The sequence below is a fragment of the Corallococcus sp. AB030 genome (assembly GCF_003668965.1).
GTDB lineage: Bacteria > Myxococcota > Myxococcia > Myxococcales > Myxococcaceae > Corallococcus > Corallococcus exiguus.
This window is the reverse complement of sequence record NZ_RAWQ01000005.1, coordinates 39475-57225: the sequence shown is the minus strand read 5'-3', so window position 1 is coordinate 57225 and position 17751 is coordinate 39475. Positions and strand designations below refer to the sequence as shown.

The following is a 17751-nucleotide window of genomic DNA, read 5'->3' as shown; positions in this document are numbered from 1 at the left end:
GATGACCGTGCGGAAATGGCCCCCTCCGGGAACGGCTACCTGGGGGCCCACCCACTTCCGACCAGGGCCCACCAATGAGGGGGTGATCGAGCCGCAAGCCGTGGAGGCAAGCACCAGGGCCACCATGGCGAGGATGCTCCATCGCGGGGACCTGGAAGAGTGGGGTTCCACGGCCACGATGTTAGATCGTCCGCGACCTGCGACGTGATGTGTCCATGGTCGCCCGCCGGGCGTGCGGCCGGGGCCACGCGGTGGCGTGGCTCCGGGGCCGCACGGAGTGGGGAGGGCAGGGGTTTCCCCTCGGTGACGCACGCGGGCATGCGCGGTGCACTGAAGCGGACGTTCCAGGGGAATCTTCCCCCCGCTCAAGTGTCGACGGAGCCGCACCCGCGCTGCTATGCACCTCGCCATGGAAGTCCTCTCCGCATCGCGCCGCGCGCTCGTCGCCGCGCTGGCCCTGACGTTGACCGCCTGCCCCAAGACGCCTTCCCGTACTGACAGCCGGGACGACACCTCCGGGGGTGACTCCACCCAGCCCGATCGCCCGCGCGTGGAGGTGAAGCAGGACGCCACCGCGAATGCCGCGCTCGCGCAGGCCCGCACCCAGGCGCAGTCGAACCCGGACAAGAAGCAGGCCGCGGAGGCCTACCTGTCCGTGCGCAAGGCGTACCCCGCCACCACCGCCGGCCAGGACGCGCTCTACAACGCGGGCGTCCTCTACTTCGAGGCGAGGGACTACGCGAACGCGCGCAAGAGCTTCAACGAGCTGCTCTTCGAGAACCCCCTCTACGCCCAGGCCGATGACGCCAAGCACAAGCTGGCCGTCTCCGCCATGGAGGTGGGCGCCTACCGCGACGCGTACCAGACGCTCACCAGCCTGGCGGAGCGCGCGGAGGGCGCGGAGAAGGAGCAGCTGCTGAGGGAGGCCGCGCGCGCGGCGGAAGGCGCGGGCCTGTACACGCAGGCGCTGTCCTCCGCGGTGAAGGAAGCGGGCGACGCCCGGACGGATGAGGAGAAGGCCGCCGCGGTGAAGAAGGTGGAGCAGCTGGTGGAGGGCCGCGCCAGCTTCCTCGACATCGCCCGCGTGCAGGAGGGGCTGTCCCCGTCCAACCCCGCGTGGCCGGTGCTCCAGTTCAAGCTGGCGCGCATCTACTACCACCTGCGCGACTGGTCCCGCCTGGAGGAGACGCTCCAGACGTTCCTGCGAGATGCGCCCAACAGCACCTTCGCGCCGCAGGCCAAGGAGCTGCTCGCGCGCGCCACCCGCCGCGTGGAGGTGCGTCCGCGCACCGTGGCGGTGCTGCTGCCCATGTCGGGCCGCTACCAGCCCATCGGCGAGGCGGTGCTGCGCGGCGTGAAGCTGGGCCTGCAGGGCAGCGACATCGAGCTGGTGGTGAAGGACACGCAGGGCGACGTCAACAAGACGGGCACGGCGATGGAGCAGCTCGCGTTCGACGACGGCGCCATCGCGGCCCTGGGCCCGCTGCTGGTGGACGACACCAAGCGCGCGGCGCTGCTGGCGGAGGAGCTCCAGGTGCCGCTGCTGACGCTGAGCCGTCAGGAGGGCATCACGGACATTGGCCCGTACGTCTTCCGCAACATGCTGACGAACTCCGCGCAGGCGCGCGCCATCGCGGACTACGCGATGAACGTGAAGGGCTACAAGCGCTTCGCGGTGCTCTACCCGAACATCCCCTACGGTGTGGAGCTGGCGAACGAGTTCTGGGACGACGTGGTGTCACGCGGCGGCGTGATGCGCGGCGCGGAGTCGTACTCGTACGACCAGACCACGTTCACCGGTGAAGCGAAGCGCCTGGTGGGCCGCTACTACCTGGAGGACCGCGGCGACTACGCGGAGGCCGTGCGCGACGTGCAGGGCGAGAAGATCACGGACGCGTACCGCCGCCGCAAGGCCATGGAGAAGGCACGCAGCGGCGTGGAGCCCATCATCGACTTCGAGGGCCTCTTCATCCCGGACGACTGGCGCCGGGTGAGCCTGGTGACGCCCGCGCTCGCGGTGGAGGACATCGTCACCAACGCGTGCGACCCGCGCGACCTGGAGCGCATCCGCAAGACGACGGGCAAGAAGGACCTGAAGACCGTCACGCTCTTCGGCACCAACCAGTGGTCCAGCCCCAAGGGCCGCTCGGGCCTGCCGGAGCTCCTGGAGCGCGGCGGCAAGTTCGTCACCTGCTCGGTGTACGTGGACGGCTTCTTCGTGGACTCGCAGCGGCCGGCCACGCAGAAGTTCGTGAAGAGCTACCGCGACGCGTACCGCGAGACGGGCCGGGACCCGGGCCTGCTGGAGGCCATCGGCTACGACTCGGCGCGCATGGTGCGGCAGGTGCTGGACAAGCAGCGGCCCAACACGCGCGCGGCGATGCGCGAGGCCCTGGCGGGACTGAAGGACTTCGACGGCGCCACCGGCCGCACCTCGTTCAACGACAAGCGTGAAGCGGACAAGCAGCTGTTCCTCTTGTCCGTGGACAACAAGGGCGTGAACGAGATCAACGTGGACAAGGAGAAGGCCGCCGTCCGCGGGTCGGGTTCATGAGACAGCGCACCGGGGGCTTCGTCCTCGCGGGCGTGCTGACGCTCACGGGCTGCGCGCACACCGCCGTGGGCCTGGCGCCGGACACGCTGGGACGGTTGGAGTCCACGTCCGGAGGCTTCCTCTCCGGCACGGTGGAGGGCTTCGACGCGGAACCCACCGTCCTCAACCGCAAGGACTTCATCTGGGCGCTGGACTTCGCGCCGCGCGGCCAGCGCGTGGCGTACACGCGCCTGGGGGACAATGCGTACCACGTCTCCATCTGGGACCTGTCGCCCGCCGCGGCGAAGTCCGGTGACGCCCGCGCGCCGGTGATGCGCGCGGATCCCTCGGTCAACGTCCAGCAGTACGACCTGGAGGGCGTGACGTTCTCGCCGGACGGCTCGCGCGTGGCCACGGTGAGCCGCAGCGGCGCGGTGCAGCTCTTCGACGCGGCGACGGGCTCGCAGGTGGTGGCGCTCGCCACGGAGGAGCCGCTGGTGTCGGTGGCTTTCCACCCGGATGGCAAGTGGCTGGCGGTGGGCAGCGCGCAGGGCCTGGTGTCCCTGCTGTCCGTGCCGGAGCTGTCGTTCGGCGCGGAGGCGCGGCTGCACGTGGGGCCGGTGAGCGCGCTGGCGTTCGCGGCGGACGGGACGCTGTACTCGGGCGGCTGGGACGGGCACGTGCGCGCGTCGGACACGCCGGAGCAGGTGCTGAAGCCGGATGTGGCGCGCACGCACTTCGAGCGGCGCGGCGGCTTCGCTGCGGTGCAGGGCCGCGTGGACAGCGGGCCGCCGGTGGTGCTGGCGCTGGATTCGCGCACGCCGGTGGTGGTGCTCACCACGGCGGCGGCCACGGCGTCCGGTATCGACGTGGCGTTCCTGAAGGACACCGTCACCGTGCCGGGCGCGCTGGGCAACACCGTGGCGCGGCTGTCGCGTGGACGCACGCTGCGCTTCAAGCAGCTGACGCTGCCGGGCGTGGACGTGGCGGTGTGTGACGCGTGCGTGCCGCAGGGCAGCCAGGGCGTGCTGGGCGCGCCCTTCGCCGAGCGCGTGGACACGGTCTTCGACGAGACGACGGCGGAGGCGGTGCTCACGCTCAAGGGCGGCGCTCCGGAAGGGGCGAGCACGGCGATGGCACGGACGCTCACGCCGCGGCTGGACTTCACCTTCCCGGCGCACGTCAACGACGTCACCGTGGACGCGCGGGGAAAGCGGCTGGGCGTGGCCTTCAGCCAGGAGAAGGCGGAGCGCAACCGCACGGTGTACGAGCGCGAGCGCAAGGGCATCCAGGAGCCCCAGGGCCCGTGGAACGCGGGCGCGCTGGTGGACGCGGCCTCCGGTCAGGTGCTGCGCAAGTGGGAGCTGCACCACGGCGTGGTGTCCACCGCTGCCATCGCGCCGGATGGACGCTCGCTGGCGTCGGGCGGATGGGACCGGCGCGTGTATCTCTTCGCCGAGGGCGCGCCGGAAGCGGCGGGTGAGCTGGAGTTCGGCTGGTCCGTGCGGCGCGTGCGCTTCTCGCCAGAGGGGCATCAACTGGGCGTGGCCGCGTGGACGCCGCAGAAGGCCACCGGCAGCCAGGAGAGCGACCCGGCGGCGGTGGTGGTGGGCGTGCGCTACGCGTCCCCCGCGGTCGAGACGCGCGCGGCTCAGTAGTTGAGGAACACGGCGCTGCGCGGAACGCCGCGCTGGGCCAGCTGGGCCATCACGTCCTGCACCATGTCCGACGGGCCGCACACGAACGCGATGGCGTGTTCCAGCGGCTCCTCGCCCAGGTGGGCCTGCACGTAGCCGGTGAGGCCCTGCCAGCCGCTGGCGCCGGGGCGGCTCACGGTGCACAGCACGCGCACGCCGTCCTCCAGCCACTGCTGCAGTTCGTGCTGGTACGCGAAGCCGCCCGCCGTGCGCGCGCCGAAGTACAGCGTCACCCGGCCATACGCGCCGCGCTCCTGTCGCACGGCGGCGATGACGGGGCGGATGGCGGAGATGCCGGAGCCGCTGGCGAACAGCAGCAGGTCGCGGCCGCGCGCCTTCTCCATGGGGAAGCCGGGGCCCGCCGGACGCGTCACCTCCACGTGCGCGCCCAGCGGCAGGTGCAGGAGCGCGGACGGCAGCGTGCCTTCGTCCTTGAGGAGGAACTCCCACCGCGTGCTGTTGAGGGCGGGCGGCGAGGCGATGGCGAACATGCCCGGCTGCCCACCGGGAAGGCGCAGCTGCACGTACTGTCCCGGATGGGCGTGCGAGCCCACGAGCGGCGTCCCGCCGATGTCGAGCACCCAATCGGTGAGGCCATCCGCCGCGGGGGTGCGGGCGGTGACGGTGGCTGTGTGCCAGTCGCTCATGGGGACTTTCTAACCCGTCCTCCTGGCACGTGCCTGCCCTGCTAGAGTCGTGCCCGTGAAGACCGTGTTCTGGCTGTTCATGTTCCTCGTCGGCCTGGCCGGCGTGGTGATTCCGATCACGTACCTCTACACGGCCAGCAAGCTGCCGCGGCTGGAGAGCGAGTTCGACGTCGAGAGCCAGCTGCGCCATCGCATCGAGGGCGACCGGATGAGTGTCCTGGCCGGCCGGATGGACCAGGGCATCCGGGACCGCTCGGCGGTGACGTTCACGCGGCCGGACTTCTCGCGGATGCCCAAGGACCTGGTGGCGCTCTACATCCGCCAGATTGAGTGCCCCACCTATTTCCAGACGCCGCGCGAGGATGGGCGCGCGTGGGCGTGGCGCCTGTTCGCCGGCGTGACGTTGGGCACGGCGCCTCCAGGGGACGGGGCCTGCGAGCGGCGGCTGGCCATGCGCATCGCGCGGGAGATGGGCATCGAGGGAGACCTGCAGCTGTCCGTGGCCGCGCACAGACTGCACGCCTTCTTCCAGAAGGATCAGCTCGTCGCGTACGACCTGTCCATCATCCGCTTCGAGCGCGGCGTCGTCGGCGTGGAGGACGCGGCCCGCAAGCTCTTCCACCGCGAGCTGGGAGAGCTCCAGTTGTCGGAGCTGGCGGAGCTGCAGCTCGCGCTGCCGCCGTACGGGTATTACGGCGACATCAAGGCGTGCAAGAACGCGGGCCTCATCCGGCAGAACCGCGACATGCTGTTGCAGGACCTGGCGGGCTACGCGCTGGTGAGCGAGGAGCGCGCGCGCAACGCCATCGCGCAGCCGGTGGCGTGCGTGTCGGTGAAGTAGCGGGCGGTCAGCGCCGGACTTCCGCGGGCACCTGCGGAAGCCAGCCCACCTCCAGCGCGCCCCACAGGCCCAGCAGGATGGCCTCCGCGGCGTCGTGGCGCAGCGAGGTGGGGCGGGGCGCGTGGGACCAGTCGATGACCCGCCGCGCGAGTGCGTCAGCGGCGTCCTTGGCCAGCGAGCCGCTGCGCTGCTCCCGTGCGTAGAGCAGCCGGTGGCGCCAGTCCTCCGCGGCCACGCGAAGCACGGGCAGGGCGCGGCGCAGGGCCTCGCGCTCCCAGACCTCCGCGATGGGGCCACCGCCCTCCAGCACGAGCCACGCGAGCGGAGATGCGTCCTGGAGCACGGCGGGCACCGCGCGCTTGAGCCGCGCGTGCGTGCCGAGGTTCTGCGAGCGGTACCACTGAAGCCGCCCGTCCGCGCCGAAGCGCGCGAGCCCGCAGCGCAGGCCCAGGTCCACCGCGAGCAGCGCAGGACCTGGGGGCGCGGTCATGGCGTGGGCTACTTGAGGTACTGCTGCTTCCAGCCGCGGAGCTCGCTGAGGATATCCGCGCGGCCCGCCGCGTCGTCCGCGTTCTCCAGCCGCTTGATCTGCTTGTCCAGGTAGTTGAGGGCGGCCTGCTGGGTGAGCCCCTTGTGGACCTTGTTGTCGGCGTACAGGGGGCTGTTCTCGACCTGCTTCACGGTGTCGAGGATCAGGTTCTTCACGGCGGACTCGCTCGAGGACTCCGTGCGCTTGGGCACCGGGACGTCGCGGACGGTCTTCACGGCCACGGCCTTGACGGCGGGCGGCACCGGTTTCGCCGCAGGGGGCTCCTCGACGACAGGCGCGGGAGCGGGCTCCTGCACGGGCGCGGCGACGACCTCCGGCGCGGGCGGGGGCGGCGTGGGTTCCACCTTCGGGGCGGGAGGCGGCGGAGTGGCGACGGCGACGACGGGCGGAGGCGCCTCGCTTCCCCCGCGCGTGGCGATGACCACGCCCACGGCGGCGAACAGCACGGCCGCGCCCACGGCGATGGGGACGAAGCGGCGCAGGGAGGTCGACTCTTCCTGCGGCACCATCAGGTCGTCCGGCGGGACGGGCGGCGGCACCTGGGTGGTGGGGCGGCGCGCGTCCGCGTCGCTGACGGCGACTGCGGGCTTGGGCGGCGTGGGCTCGACGGGTGCGGGCGCGGTGGGATTGGTGCGCGTGGCCCGCAGGGTGCGGCGCAGCTTGGACAGGTGCTGACGCAGGGCATCCGCGGAGCCGGGGCGCGTCTCCGGGTCCTTGGTGAGCATCTGCAGGATGAAGGCGTCCACCGCGGGCGGCAGGTCGGGGACGAACTCCGACGGCCGGGGCGGGCGCGCCTCCACGTGCTTCATGAGCAGGTCCACCGGGGAGCTGCCGATGAAGGGCAGCCGGCCGGTGATGATCTCGAAGGTGACGACACCCATGGCGTACAGGTCCGTCATGGGGCCCACGGACTGGCCGCGGGCCTGCTCGGGCGCCATGTACTCCGGAGTGCCGACGACCATGTCGGTGCGCGTCTGCGCGGTGCGGACGGTGGGCCCTTCGCCGCGCTTGGCGAGCCCGAAGTCCAGCAGCTTCACGTAGCGCGTGCCGTCTGGCTGGCGCACGAGGAAGATGTTGCTGGGCTTCAGGTCGCGGTGCACCACGCCCGCGCCGTGCGCGGCGCCCAGGGCGGCGAGCACTTCATCCAGGAGGGACAGGGCCTCCGGGACGGGGAGGCGGCCCTTCTCCGCGAGGATGGCGTCCAGCGGCTGGCCATCCAGGTACTCCATGACGATGTACTGGCGGCCGTCAGGGAGCTGGCCGAAGCCGAAGATGTCGATGATGCCGCGGTGGCGGATGGCGTTGACGGCGCGGGCCTCCGCGAGGAGGCGGGCCACCTGTTCGGACGAGTGCGCCAGTTCGGGGCGCAGCACCTTCACGGCGACGCGCTTGCCGATGAGGGGCTGGATGCCGTCGTAGACGAGCCCCATGCCGCCCACGCCAATGCGCGAGCGCAGCTCGTACTCGCCCAGCTTCAGGCCGATGAGGGGGTCGGTGATGGCGGTGGCTTCAGTACCGGGGTGCTCCACGATGACCTTCGGTTCCGGTGGAGTCGGATGGAACGACGACAGCACGACGGTGCCATCGCGAGGGCACACCGCCGTCTCGGACGGAACGGTGAGGCCGCAGGTTTCGCAGATCAACTCGGATGACATCTCCACCGCGGGGGAGCGTAACAGGTGAAATCCCGGGAAGCGAAGTCAGGGCCCGGGGCACGCCGGGCAAGCAAACAGGCACCTGCCCCCGGGTCGCGTTTTCTCACCCGCTGGTGTCACACAGCGGGCGATGCGGTGGGTCAGGGCGTTCCTGTGAGGCCTGGGATGACGCATCCCTTGTATTCAAGTGACGAACCTGTGCTGCCAGTCGGTCCATCGGTGCTGGTACCCCCCGCGCCACCAGGACCGGGACGCGGCGAAAAAGCCCCGCCATCCAGTTCGAAACTGACGGATTCGCACCACAGCGCGACGGATGGGCCGCCACCCCCGCCGCCACCACTGCCGCCATGGCCACCGGTTCCACCGGTTCCACCGTCGCCGCCAGCTCCGCTCTCAGTGATGTAGTCACGACCAGTAGCGGGGGGAGTGACGACTTCCTTGGAGGTCAGCAGCTTGAAACTGCCGCCTTGTCCACCGGGCCCGCCCGGACCCCCAGGACCTCCTTCGCCTCCGATGCCTCCCTCTCCGCCGCCCCTGGTCGTCAAGGAGACCGTGCCCTGCACGCGGAGGTGCACATTGGTCGCGAGGACCGCGATGGATGCGCCTCCTCCATGACCTCCCCTGCCGCCCAATCCACCACAACCTCCCGCTCCGCCTCCACCGCCCGCGCCACCGCTGGCGACATCGACGGCGTTTGCATCGCAACTTCCGCCGGCACCGCCGCCACCTCCACCTTGCCCCGGCTTACCTGCCGCTCCAGGTGTTCCGCTCTGGTTGGCCTGCCAGGTGCTGTTGGCGATGATTCCATCTCCACTTCCCGCAGAACCCGCATCGCCAGGGCTGCCCGGCCCACCATTGGTGCCGACGGTGCCGCTGATTCCTCCGTCAGGGACGATGCACTGGCAGTACAGGCCACAAGTGCCGCTGATCAGCGGGCCACCGCGTCCCCCTGCTGTATTGGGAGTGCCTACGCCTCCATCGTATCCCGCGACACCACTGTTCCCCTGACCACCGACTCCTCCAGGAGTTCCTGCTGACGTGGTGCAGGTGGCTTGACCCGCAGGTCCTCCTAACGTCCGCCGGTCGCTGCCATCGCCTCCGTTTCCACCAGCCCCACCATCGAATCCCCGTTCACCTTGCTGCCCACGGTCACCCGCACCGCCACGCCCGGCCTCAAGCGTGACGTTGGTTAGAAGGATGGCAGCACTGTCTTTCAGCCGGAGAGCGATGGATGGCTCGCCGTTGCTCAGTCCGTTAGCGGAGGCAACGTTCAGCGAATCCAGCACCACCACTCCATCGGACACGGCTCCGACCGTGAACGCGAGCGTGCCGCCGTCGAAGAACGTAGTGCCGCCGCCATCCAGGAACCGGTCCCAATAGGGGTTCCCGTTCTTGCGCCACGTGTATCCGCCGTAAAGGGAAACGGGCATGTCCACCACGGGCGCTGACTCGTTGTACGTGCCGGTGCCCAGGTACACGATGTTGCGCCCCGTGCCACCGTCGCGGATCTCCCGGAGGGCCCGGTCCAGAGTCTTGAACGGCTTCTTGCGGGTTCCATCGTTGCCGTCGTCCTGGCCATCCGCTGGATCGACGAAATACCCCGCATCCGCGACACCATCGATGCCGTCGCAGTCGTTGTCGAAGCCCGTCAGGTCGGGGTAGTCCACCCCGCCGTCGCCGCACTCGGGAGGCGTCAGGTCTCCGGCGTCCACACCGCCGTCGCCCGCGTCACCGGCGTCCGCCCCACCGTCCCCGCTCGCCTGCGGTCCGCAGCGGCCCTCGCCCTGACAGTTTTCATAGGCCGCGTCGAAGTCACTGCAGCCGCCCACGCTGAGCACCGCACCGAACACCGCGCTCAGCGCGCCGACCTTCCAGAGGTTCCGCATGGCTTTCCCCGTGCTCACTGCCACGTCCCTGCGAAGCTCAGACCACCGCCCTGGGGCGTGAGCGTCACGGACGGCTGAACGTTCGTCTGCTGCACCGGCAGGAAGTACATCAGCGCGCCCGCCGCGATGGCCGCCGCGCCCACGCCGATGCCCACCGCGCCAATCGTCTGCGACCGCTTGCCGGAGTCGCGCAGCTTCTCCGCGTCCTGCAGGTTCGGATACTCGTTGTTGTTCAGGTCGCTGAGCTTGCTCCGCGACTGCACGAAGAACACCGTCCCCACGCCCGCGAGCACCACGCCGCCCGCCGCCGGCACCCAGGCCCACTTGCGGCGTCCCGGCGTCTCCACCGTCGGCGTGTCCGTCAGTCCCATCTCGGTGGGGGGCTGCACTCCCGGCGTCAGGTCCGGCCCTGGCACAGGCTGCTTCACGCCCGGCGTCACGTTGGGCGTCTGCTGCGCCACGGGAGGCGCCACCGGCGGCGCCACCGGCTCCGGACGCAGCACCCGCAGCGTGCGCGGCACCACCACGTCCAGCGACTTGTTGAGCGCGTCCAGCACCTGGTCCTCGCTCACGCCAGGGATCGACTCCTCGACCAGCGGCGCGCCGTCCTGCGCCGTGTACACGCGCACGCCCGCCTTGTACGCGTTCAGGTACGGGCCAATCTCCGTCACCATCACCACGTCCGTCTTCGCCGCCAGGCCCAGCGACGCGATGCAGGACGGCTGCGTGCGGTTGCAGCGCATCATCGCCGTGCGCTTCTTCTTCGGAAGCGTGCGCGTCACGTCCTCCACGCGGATCACCTCCAGGCCGCGGGCCTTGAGCTGCTCGGCCACGTGCTCCTGGGCGGTTCCAACGAGGTAGCGCGGCGTTCCCCGCGTCACGTCCGTGGGCGCCAGCAAGACGGTGACGGGTTTCGCGGAGGAAGCGGGTGCGGGCGCCTGGGCGACCACCAGGGTGAGCGCGGCGAGGAAGGGGATCAACACGGGAGCACTTTCTCCCCTGACCCGTCCTCCTCGCAAGGTCAGGATTCGAGGACCCGCGTGGTGGGACAGGGCCCCACCCACCCGGGGGCGACGCCGGTGTCCGGCGCCGGGCCTCCCGCGTGGAGGTTTCACGTCGCCGTGGCCGGGGAAGCCCGGACAGGGTCCCCTCGCCTTTGGGCGGCTACCGGCGCGTACGATCCGGAACCGGGCGGATCTGCGTCTTCTCCGACGTGTTCAGCTCCGTCTTCGGCCGGTCGTCGTCCTCGTCCTCATCCGAGGGCGGCGGGGGGGGGCCCGGCGGCCGGCGCGTGGGCGTGGCACCCGCTCGCAGCGTGTTTGCCGGCGGGGTGCCGGGACGCGCCGGAGCGGGCGGCGGCCGGCGCGGCGGCGGCGTATTGCGCGCGGGCGGGGCCTCCGCGAGCAGGTCCTCGGACACCTGCACCAATGGCTCGGAGGGCGGCGTGGAGCGGGTGTCCTCCTGCTCCGCGAACGGGTTGCGCGTGGGCGGCGGCGTCTTGTCGTCGTCCTGCGGCGGCGGCGGGCGCGGCGGCAGCGAGGGCCGCAGCGCCGGAGCGGCCTTCGCGGGCGGCGGAGCCGGAGCGGCGGCGGGCTTGGGCGGGGTCGCCGCCGGCTTGGGGCCAGCGACGGGGCCGTCCGGGGCCGCGTTGCGGAGCACCTGCTCGAACTTCGCCCAGTCCTCCTTGAAGTGCGCGGGGTCCGGCAGTCCCTGCTCGCGGTGCTTCAGCGAGGGGGCCCAGCGCAGGGTGTACGCCTCGCCCACCTGGAAGCTGGGCGGGGGCGGCACGCCGTAGGTGGCGGGGTCGAAGAAGGCGTCGTCCAGGTCGTCGAAGCCGTACGCGCGCGCCTTCTGGATGAAGTTGGGGATGATGCCGGTGGGCGCGTGGTAGCCCAGGATGTTCTCGTGCTCGTCCTTGGCGACGGGCGTGAAGACGAAGATGTCCTGGGTGCGGTACTCGCCCTTCTCGTTGAGGGGCAGCACCTCCGACAGGGCAATCGTCTTGCGGCTGCCGTCGTGGAGGCGCTCGCAGCAGATGACGAAGTTGATGGCGCTGGCCACCTGGGCGCGCACGGCGACCATGGGCAGCTCCACGGACGACATGAGGCACAGGGATTCAATGCGGCGCAGCGTGTCCGTGGGCGTGTTCGCGTGCGTGGTGGCCAGCGAGCCGCCGTGGCCGGTGTTCATGGCCTGCATGAGGTGGAAGGCCTCGCCGCCGCGCACCTCGCCCACCACGATGCGGTCGGGGCGCAGACGCAGCGCGGAGTGCAGCAGGTCTCCCATGTCCACGGCGCCCTTGCCGAACTTGTCGGCGGGGCGGGATTCGAAGGCCACGATGTGGGACTGGTTGAGCTGGAGCTCGGCGGAGTCCTCGATGGTGAGGATGCGCTCCTCGTCCGGGATGAGGGACGAGACGATGTTGAGCAGCGTCGTCTTTCCGGAGCCCGTGCCGCCGGCCACCAGCATGTTGAGCTTGGTGGCGATGCCGGCCTCGATGAGGCGCGCCATGGGCTTGGTCAGCGACTTGAACTTCAACAGCGAGTCGATGCTCAGCTTGTCCTTGAAGAACTTGCGGATGGAGATGGTGGTGCCGTTGCGCGCGATGGGCGGAATCACCACGTGGATGCGGCTGCCGTCGGGCAGGCGCGCGTCCAGGCGGGGGCGCTCCTCGGTCAGGGGGCGGCCCACGAACTGGGCCATGTTGCGCGCGGCGCCGATCAGACCTTCTTCGGAGAAGGCGGCATCCGTCTTGATCAAGCGGCCCTTGCGTTCGATCCACACGTCGGTGGGGCCGTTGATCATGATTTCCGACACCGACTCGTCATCCAGGTAGAGGAGGACGGGCTTGAGGAAGGCGCGGAGCGACTCGGTGTACATCGTCATGGCGGGAGCAAGGCTAGCGCGCTCCGGCCCGGGCCCCAAGCTCCCGCCTTGAGTGCCTGCTCGCTTTCCGGTGTGGCGTTCCGGCACGATGCCACCCGGAGGTGGCCATCCGCCCTCCGTTCCCGAGGAAAGAGTGCCAGCCCATGCGCGGTCCCTGGTGGTGCTGCCTGGTGTGCTGGCTTGGGGGCTGCGCGTCCTCCGCCGCGCTCGACCCGGACCTCGTGCGGCTAGAGCCCAGACCATGAAGCGGCTGCTGCTCGTGGGCGCGGTCCTGTGCGCTGGGTGCATGCGACGCGAGGCGAATCCATCCGACTCGCTGGCGTCGGAGGACCGCTCCATTGTCTTCCCTGAGATGTTCGCGCGAGAGGCGCTGACCGTCGCTGCGCCGGGGCAGCCGTACTCGCTGGAGGGCGGCCTGCTTCAGGCCATGGTCGTGGCGGCCGATGACTTCCTTCCCCGCCAGCCGGAGGGACGGTCCTGTTGGAGCAGGAGGGAGGCCCATCGCTTCAGGCTCCTCCGTGAAGGGGGCATCGTCTTCATCCGCATGGACCTGGACCCGCGTGCCTGTGAGCCCGGCGGGCTGTCGCTGGACGGCGGTGTCACGTACGCGGTCCGACTGTCGGACGGGCGCATCCTGCGGCGGCTCCACGATGGTGAGCCGGAGGGACCGCTCGGCCCTGGTGGCCCCGATGCGGGCGTGCCCACCGGCCCTTCGGACCACCCGTCCATCCCCGTGGGAGACACCTCCTGGGGCCAACAGCAGCCCTCGTTTCCAGCCCAATGGCTGGACGCCGGGAGCCCCAATCCCTGAGCGGGCCCCCTCAGAACGCGCGCGCTGGTCTAGGGTGCGGCCCACGGAGGGACGCAATGAGCCTGGCGGATGGGTTGCCCGAGGACTGGAAGAAAGTGCTGCATGACGCCATCCATGCTCCGTCGTTCACGGAGCTGGAGAAGTTCGTGCGCAAGGAACGCCAGGAACAGACCGTGTTCCCATCGGAGGAGGATGTGTTCTCCGCGTTCCGCTTCACGCCCTACGCGGACGTGCGCGTGCTGCTCCTGGGCCAGGACCCCTACCACGGCCCGGGTCAGGCCCATGGACTCGCCTTCTCCGTCCAGCCCGGTGTGCCGTCCCCGCCTTCGCTCGTGAACATGTTCAAGGAGCTCCAGAGCGACGTGGGCGCGCCGAAGCCTCGCGACGGGTCGCTCATCCCTTGGGCGAAGCAGGGCGTGTTCCTGCTCAACACCGTGCTCACCGTGCGCCAGGCCTCCCCCAACAGCCACGCGAAGCACGGCTGGGAGCCCTTCACCGACGCGGTCATCCGCGCTGTCAGCGCCAAGGCGGACCCCGTCGTCTTCCTGCTCTGGGGCAAGCCCGCGCAGAAGAAGAAGGCCCTCATCGACGAGAAGCGCCACGTCGTCCTGGAGGGCGTGCACCCCTCGCCGCTGTCCGCGAGCAAGGGTTTCTTCGGCAGCAAGCCGTACAGCACCACCAACGCCGCGCTGAAGAAGCACGGCCAGCACACCATCGACTGGCAGCTGCCCTCATAGGAGCGTGTCGCGTGGGTTGGCTATAGTGCCCGCCCACGATGGCCACGACCTTCCTCGAAGACGCCGCACGCACCCAGGCCGCTGAAGCCGTCGCGGCCATTGAGTCCCAGACCGCCGCGGAGGTCGTGGTGTCCGTGCGCCGCGCCTCCGGCGACTACGCCCACACCGATGCCCGGCTGGGCGCGGCCGTCGCCTTCGTCATGCTGTTGGTCCTCCTGTTCATCCCGCAGGAGGTCCACCTCTTCGCCTTCCCGCCCGTCGTGCTCCTGGCCTACGCCGCGGGTGTGATGGGCGGCCGCCTGCTGCCGTCGCTGCGCCGCGCGCTCACCCCGCGCAAGCTCCAGGAAGACTCCGTGCGCACCGCCGCGAAGGCCGCCTTCACGGAGCTGGGCGTTTCGCACACGTCGCGCCGCACCGGCATCCTGGTGTTCGTCTCCCTCTTCGAGCGCCGCGTGGAGGTCGTCACCGACTACGGCGTGGACACCTCGCTCATGGGGGCGGAATGGCAGGACGCGCTCACGCAGCTGTCCGCCGCGCTGGCCGCGTCCACCGCGCCCGAGCCCTTCCTCCAGGCCCTGCGCCGCATCCAGGCACCGCTTTCGCGCGTGCTGCCCCGCCTGGAGGATGACGTGAACGAACTGCCGGACATGCCCGGAGCCGTGGCGTGAGGCGCTCCCACTCCTTCCTCCTTCTCGCGGTCGCGCTGTTCCTCGGGCTGGGCCTCGCCTCCATCCCGGACGCGGAGGCGCGCCCCGGCGGTGGTAGCTCCTATCGGGGCTCCAGCCGCAGCTCGTCGAGCAGCCGGAGCTCGTCGAGCAGCCGCAGTTCGTCGAGCAGCCGCAGCTCGTCCAGCTCCAGCAGCCGGTCCTCTTACAGCTCCGGCCCCCACTACAGCTCCAGTAGCTCGTCGTCCTCGGGTGGAGGCGGGGCGTTCGGGGGCTTCTGCCTGCTCATCGTCGTCATGGGCGTGGTGGCCATCGTCGTCATGAACATGAAGTCGGGCGCGGGGCAGAGGGACTGGAGCACCACCACGCCCCATGCGCCTCCGCCGCCCCAACGCCAGGGCTCGCTGCGCACGAAGCTCGCGCGTCTGGCCCGCGTGGGGCCCAAGGGTTCGGACGGGTCGGTGCAGCCGTTGGACCCGGAGTTCTCCATCGTCCTCTTCGAGGACTTCGTCTATTCGCTCTTCGCCCGCGTGCACGAGGCGCGCGGCGGCGGCCGCCTGGACACGCTGGGCGGCTGGCTGTCCGACGGCGCCATCGACTCGCTCCACGAACTGGGCACTCCGGACGCGGTGAAGGCCGTGGTGGTGGGCGCCGTCACGTATGAGTCCGTGGAGGGCATCAGCGCGAACAGCCAGCGCGTCCGCGTCGTCCTGCGCTTCGAGGCCAACTACACGGAGGTCTCCTCCGGCTCCGAGCAGAGCTGGTACGTCGCGGAGGAGTGGCTGCTGGAGCGTGACGCGTCCGCGAAGTCCCGGCCTCCCGAGGACGTGCGCGCCTTCAAGTGCCCGAACTGCGGCGCGCCGCTGGAGTCCGTGCACGGCCACAAGTGCTCGTACTGCGACACGGTGGTGAACACCGGCGAGTTCGACTGGGTGGTGACGCGCGTGGCGTCGCAGGAGCGCGAGCGGCGCGGCCCTCAGCTCACCGGCACCACGGAGGAGCAGGGCACGGAGCTGCCCACCATCAAGGACTCGCGCTCGCAGGAGCGGCTGAACGCGCTGCTGCATGACGACCCGGAAGCGACGCCGCTGGCGCTGCGCAAGCGCCTGGAGTTCATCTTCCACGAGATGCAGACCGCGTGGGCCGCGCGCGAGTGGAAGGGCATGCGGCCCTTCCTCAGCGACAACCTCTTCCAGACGCAGCTGTACTGGATCAACGCCTACCGTGAGGCGGGCCTGCGCAACATCACGGAGAACGCGCACATCACGAACCTGGTGCTCGCGCGGGTGACGCGGGATGAGTACTTCGACGCCGTCACCCTGCGCGTGTTCGCGTCCAGCCTGGACTACACGGTGCGGGACCGGGACGGACAGGTCGTGGGGGGCAGCCGCTCCCGCGAGCGCGCCTACAGCGAGTACTGGACGCTCATCCGCGGCCGGGGCGTGCAGGGCAAGCCCTCCACGCAGAAGAAGTGCCCGTCGTGCGGCGCCCCGCTGTCCATCAACATGGCGGGCCACTGCACGCACTGCCAGGCGCGCGTGACGTCCGGCGAGTTCGACTGGGTGCTCAGCCGCATCGAACAGGACGAGTCGTACCAGGGCTGAGCCACGGTCCTTCATGCACACGCCCCATTGGTTTTCGCTGCTCGGTCTCCTCGTCACGGCCACTCCGGCCGCCTCGGCTCCACAGTCCTTCGGAGATTGGTTCGATGCGCGCGTGAAGGCGGAGAAGGTCGTCGTCCGCGAACGCTTCCAGCTTGACCTGGATGGGGACGGCAAGGAGGACGATGTCGTCTGTTACGACTTCAAGGATGCAGAAGGGCCCGGCACCACGACGCCCGTCATCCTGGTGGGGCTGGCCACCGGCGAGCGCTTCGCCATGCGTGGTGGAGGGCTGGGCCCGATTGATCACGTCAATTGTCCCGGCGCGCCGTCATCGAAGACGAAGGGCCGGCCGAACTCCCTCCGCCTCGCGGGCAATGGCCTGACGGGCTACGTGGGGGCGGTGTCCCTGCTGTTCGACAACAAGGGGCCCCTGCTGGTGGGGGGCGACACCGGTGACCGGTACCACGCGTGGAGCATGGACCTGGTCTCCCAGCGGACGGAGCTCTCGTCCTACGAATACTCCGAATCGCAGACCGAGGACCCTGTCCCGAACCGGTCCGCCTCGATGCTCGCCTCCGGTACGCAGAATCCGGCGCCGCCCGCGCCGGTCTGGGTGAGCTGGGGGAAGAAGAACTGGAGCGGCGACGCGGACGCGGGCCTGAAGGTGCAGTGGCTGCGCAAGGGCACCACGGTGACGCTCCTCGCGACGCTCCAGGACGACCAGCCGGTGCCCGCGGTGGATGCCAGCGCGAAGGCCATCCTTGGCGCGGATCACCTGGAGCTGTGGTGGAGCGAGCCGAACGCGGACTCCAAGCGCGCGGTGCAGTTGGGCGTGGCGCGCACCGCCGACGGCAAGCCCGTCGCCACGTGGTTCCAGCCTCCCGGCCGCAAGGACAGGGCGCTTCCCTCCATCCGTTGGACCGCTCCCGACCGGTTCGAGGTGGAGCTCCCCGTGAGCTGGCTGGTTCCCAAGCCGCGGGAGGGCGTCACGGTCCATGACGGTGACATGGAGCCTCCGTCGGCGCTGGCGGCCATCACGGTCGTCTTCTCCGACAGCGATGGGAAGGGACAGGAGACGCTCGTCTCCACCACGGAGAAGCGTCCCGGCGCTGGGAACTTCAGCAGCCTTTACCTGGCGGAACCCGGAAACCTGTACCCCCGGTTGAGCAAGGGCGTCTTCAGCTGGGTGCCCCTCAAGCAGACCACCACCCTGCGCGAGCTCGTCATCCAGTAGCGCCG

14 protein-coding genes are annotated in these 17751 nt (G+C 70.4%); 8 read left to right on the top strand and 6 right to left on the bottom strand.

Going from position 1 to position 17751, the window contains the following annotated elements; genetic code table 11:
- Nucleotides 1-409 precede the first annotated feature (409 nt).
- Together D7Y15_RS02430 and D7Y15_RS02425 are read left to right on the top strand one after the other, a co-directional pair.
- Nucleotides 410-2554, top strand: a complete 2145-nt coding sequence (locus D7Y15_RS02430) for a penicillin-binding protein activator (protein WP_233596698.1) — start codon at nucleotides 410-412, stop codon at nucleotides 2552-2554.
- Nucleotides 2551-4191: a WD40 repeat domain-containing protein gene (locus D7Y15_RS02425; RefSeq protein ID WP_121751585.1), complete on the top strand. Its 1641-nt coding sequence runs from the start codon at nucleotides 2551-2553 to the stop codon at nucleotides 4189-4191. The genes D7Y15_RS02430 and D7Y15_RS02425 overlap by 4 nt, the downstream gene beginning before the upstream one ends.
- Here D7Y15_RS02425 and D7Y15_RS02420 read toward each other — a convergent pair.
- Nucleotides 4185-4877: an NAD-binding oxidoreductase gene (locus D7Y15_RS02420; RefSeq protein ID WP_120575135.1), complete on the bottom strand. Its 693-nt coding sequence runs from the start codon at nucleotides 4875-4877 to the stop codon at nucleotides 4185-4187. The genes D7Y15_RS02425 and D7Y15_RS02420 overlap by 7 nt on opposite strands.
- 55 nt (nucleotides 4878-4932) lie before the next feature.
- Between D7Y15_RS02420 and D7Y15_RS02415 the strand changes: the two genes are divergently transcribed.
- The gene (locus tag D7Y15_RS02415; RefSeq protein ID WP_120575134.1) at nucleotides 4933-5718 is read left to right on the top strand and encodes a transglycosylase domain-containing protein; all 786 of its coding nucleotides are present in this window, start codon (nucleotides 4933-4935) and stop codon (nucleotides 5716-5718) included.
- A gap of 7 nt (nucleotides 5719-5725) precedes the next feature.
- On the opposite strand, the gene D7Y15_RS02410 is transcribed toward D7Y15_RS02415, so the two are convergent.
- The 5 genes from D7Y15_RS02410 to D7Y15_RS02390 form a co-directional block, all read right to left on the bottom strand.
- Nucleotides 5726-6208, bottom strand: coding sequence for a hypothetical protein (locus D7Y15_RS02410; protein WP_121751584.1), 483 nt, complete (start codon nucleotides 6206-6208; stop codon nucleotides 5726-5728).
- A gap of 8 nt (nucleotides 6209-6216) precedes the next feature.
- Complete coding sequence (locus D7Y15_RS02405) at nucleotides 6217-7923, bottom strand: serine/threonine-protein kinase (protein ID WP_121751583.1); 1707 nt, start codon at nucleotides 7921-7923, stop codon at nucleotides 6217-6219.
- A gap of 140 nt (nucleotides 7924-8063) precedes the next feature.
- On the bottom strand, nucleotides 8064-9809 hold the full coding sequence (locus D7Y15_RS44595) for a hypothetical protein (protein WP_158624532.1): 1746 nt from the start codon (nucleotides 9807-9809) through the stop codon (nucleotides 8064-8066).
- A gap of 14 nt (nucleotides 9810-9823) precedes the next feature.
- Nucleotides 9824-10792 (bottom strand): hypothetical protein, encoded by a 969-nt coding sequence (locus D7Y15_RS02395; RefSeq protein WP_120580055.1) that lies wholly within the window; start codon nucleotides 10790-10792, stop codon nucleotides 9824-9826.
- A 181-nt stretch (nucleotides 10793-10973) separates the two neighbouring features.
- Complete coding sequence (locus D7Y15_RS02390) at nucleotides 10974-12695, bottom strand: CpaF family protein (protein WP_121751582.1); 1722 nt, start codon at nucleotides 12693-12695, stop codon at nucleotides 10974-10976.
- 241 nt (nucleotides 12696-12936) lie between these two features.
- On the opposite strand from D7Y15_RS02390, the gene D7Y15_RS44590 reads away from it, so the two are divergent.
- Genes D7Y15_RS44590 through D7Y15_RS45515 form a run of 5 tightly spaced genes read left to right on the top strand, consistent with a single transcriptional unit; the run spans nucleotide 12937 to nucleotide 17746 of the window.
- Entirely contained in the window at nucleotides 12937-13506 is a 570-nt protein-coding gene (locus D7Y15_RS44590) for a hypothetical protein (protein ID WP_158628996.1), read from the top strand.
- A 56-nt stretch (nucleotides 13507-13562) separates the two neighbouring features.
- Nucleotides 13563-14243, top strand: coding sequence for a uracil-DNA glycosylase (locus D7Y15_RS02380; protein WP_120594663.1), 681 nt, complete (start codon nucleotides 13563-13565; stop codon nucleotides 14241-14243).
- A gap of 38 nt (nucleotides 14244-14281) precedes the next feature.
- Nucleotides 14282-14911 (top strand): hypothetical protein, encoded by a 630-nt coding sequence (locus D7Y15_RS02375; RefSeq protein WP_121751580.1) that lies wholly within the window; start codon nucleotides 14282-14284, stop codon nucleotides 14909-14911.
- Nucleotides 14908-16512 carry a TIM44-like domain-containing protein gene (locus D7Y15_RS02365; RefSeq protein ID WP_199745870.1) on the top strand — a complete coding sequence of 535 codons (1605 nt, stop codon included), beginning with the start codon at nucleotides 14908-14910 and terminating at the stop codon, nucleotides 16510-16512. The genes D7Y15_RS02375 and D7Y15_RS02365 overlap by 4 nt, the downstream gene beginning before the upstream one ends.
- 13 nt (nucleotides 16513-16525) lie before the next feature.
- Nucleotides 16526-17746, top strand: a complete 1221-nt coding sequence (locus D7Y15_RS45515) for a hypothetical protein (RefSeq protein WP_233604808.1) — start codon at nucleotides 16526-16528, stop codon at nucleotides 17744-17746.
- The last annotated feature ends 5 nt before the right edge of the window (nucleotides 17747-17751 follow it).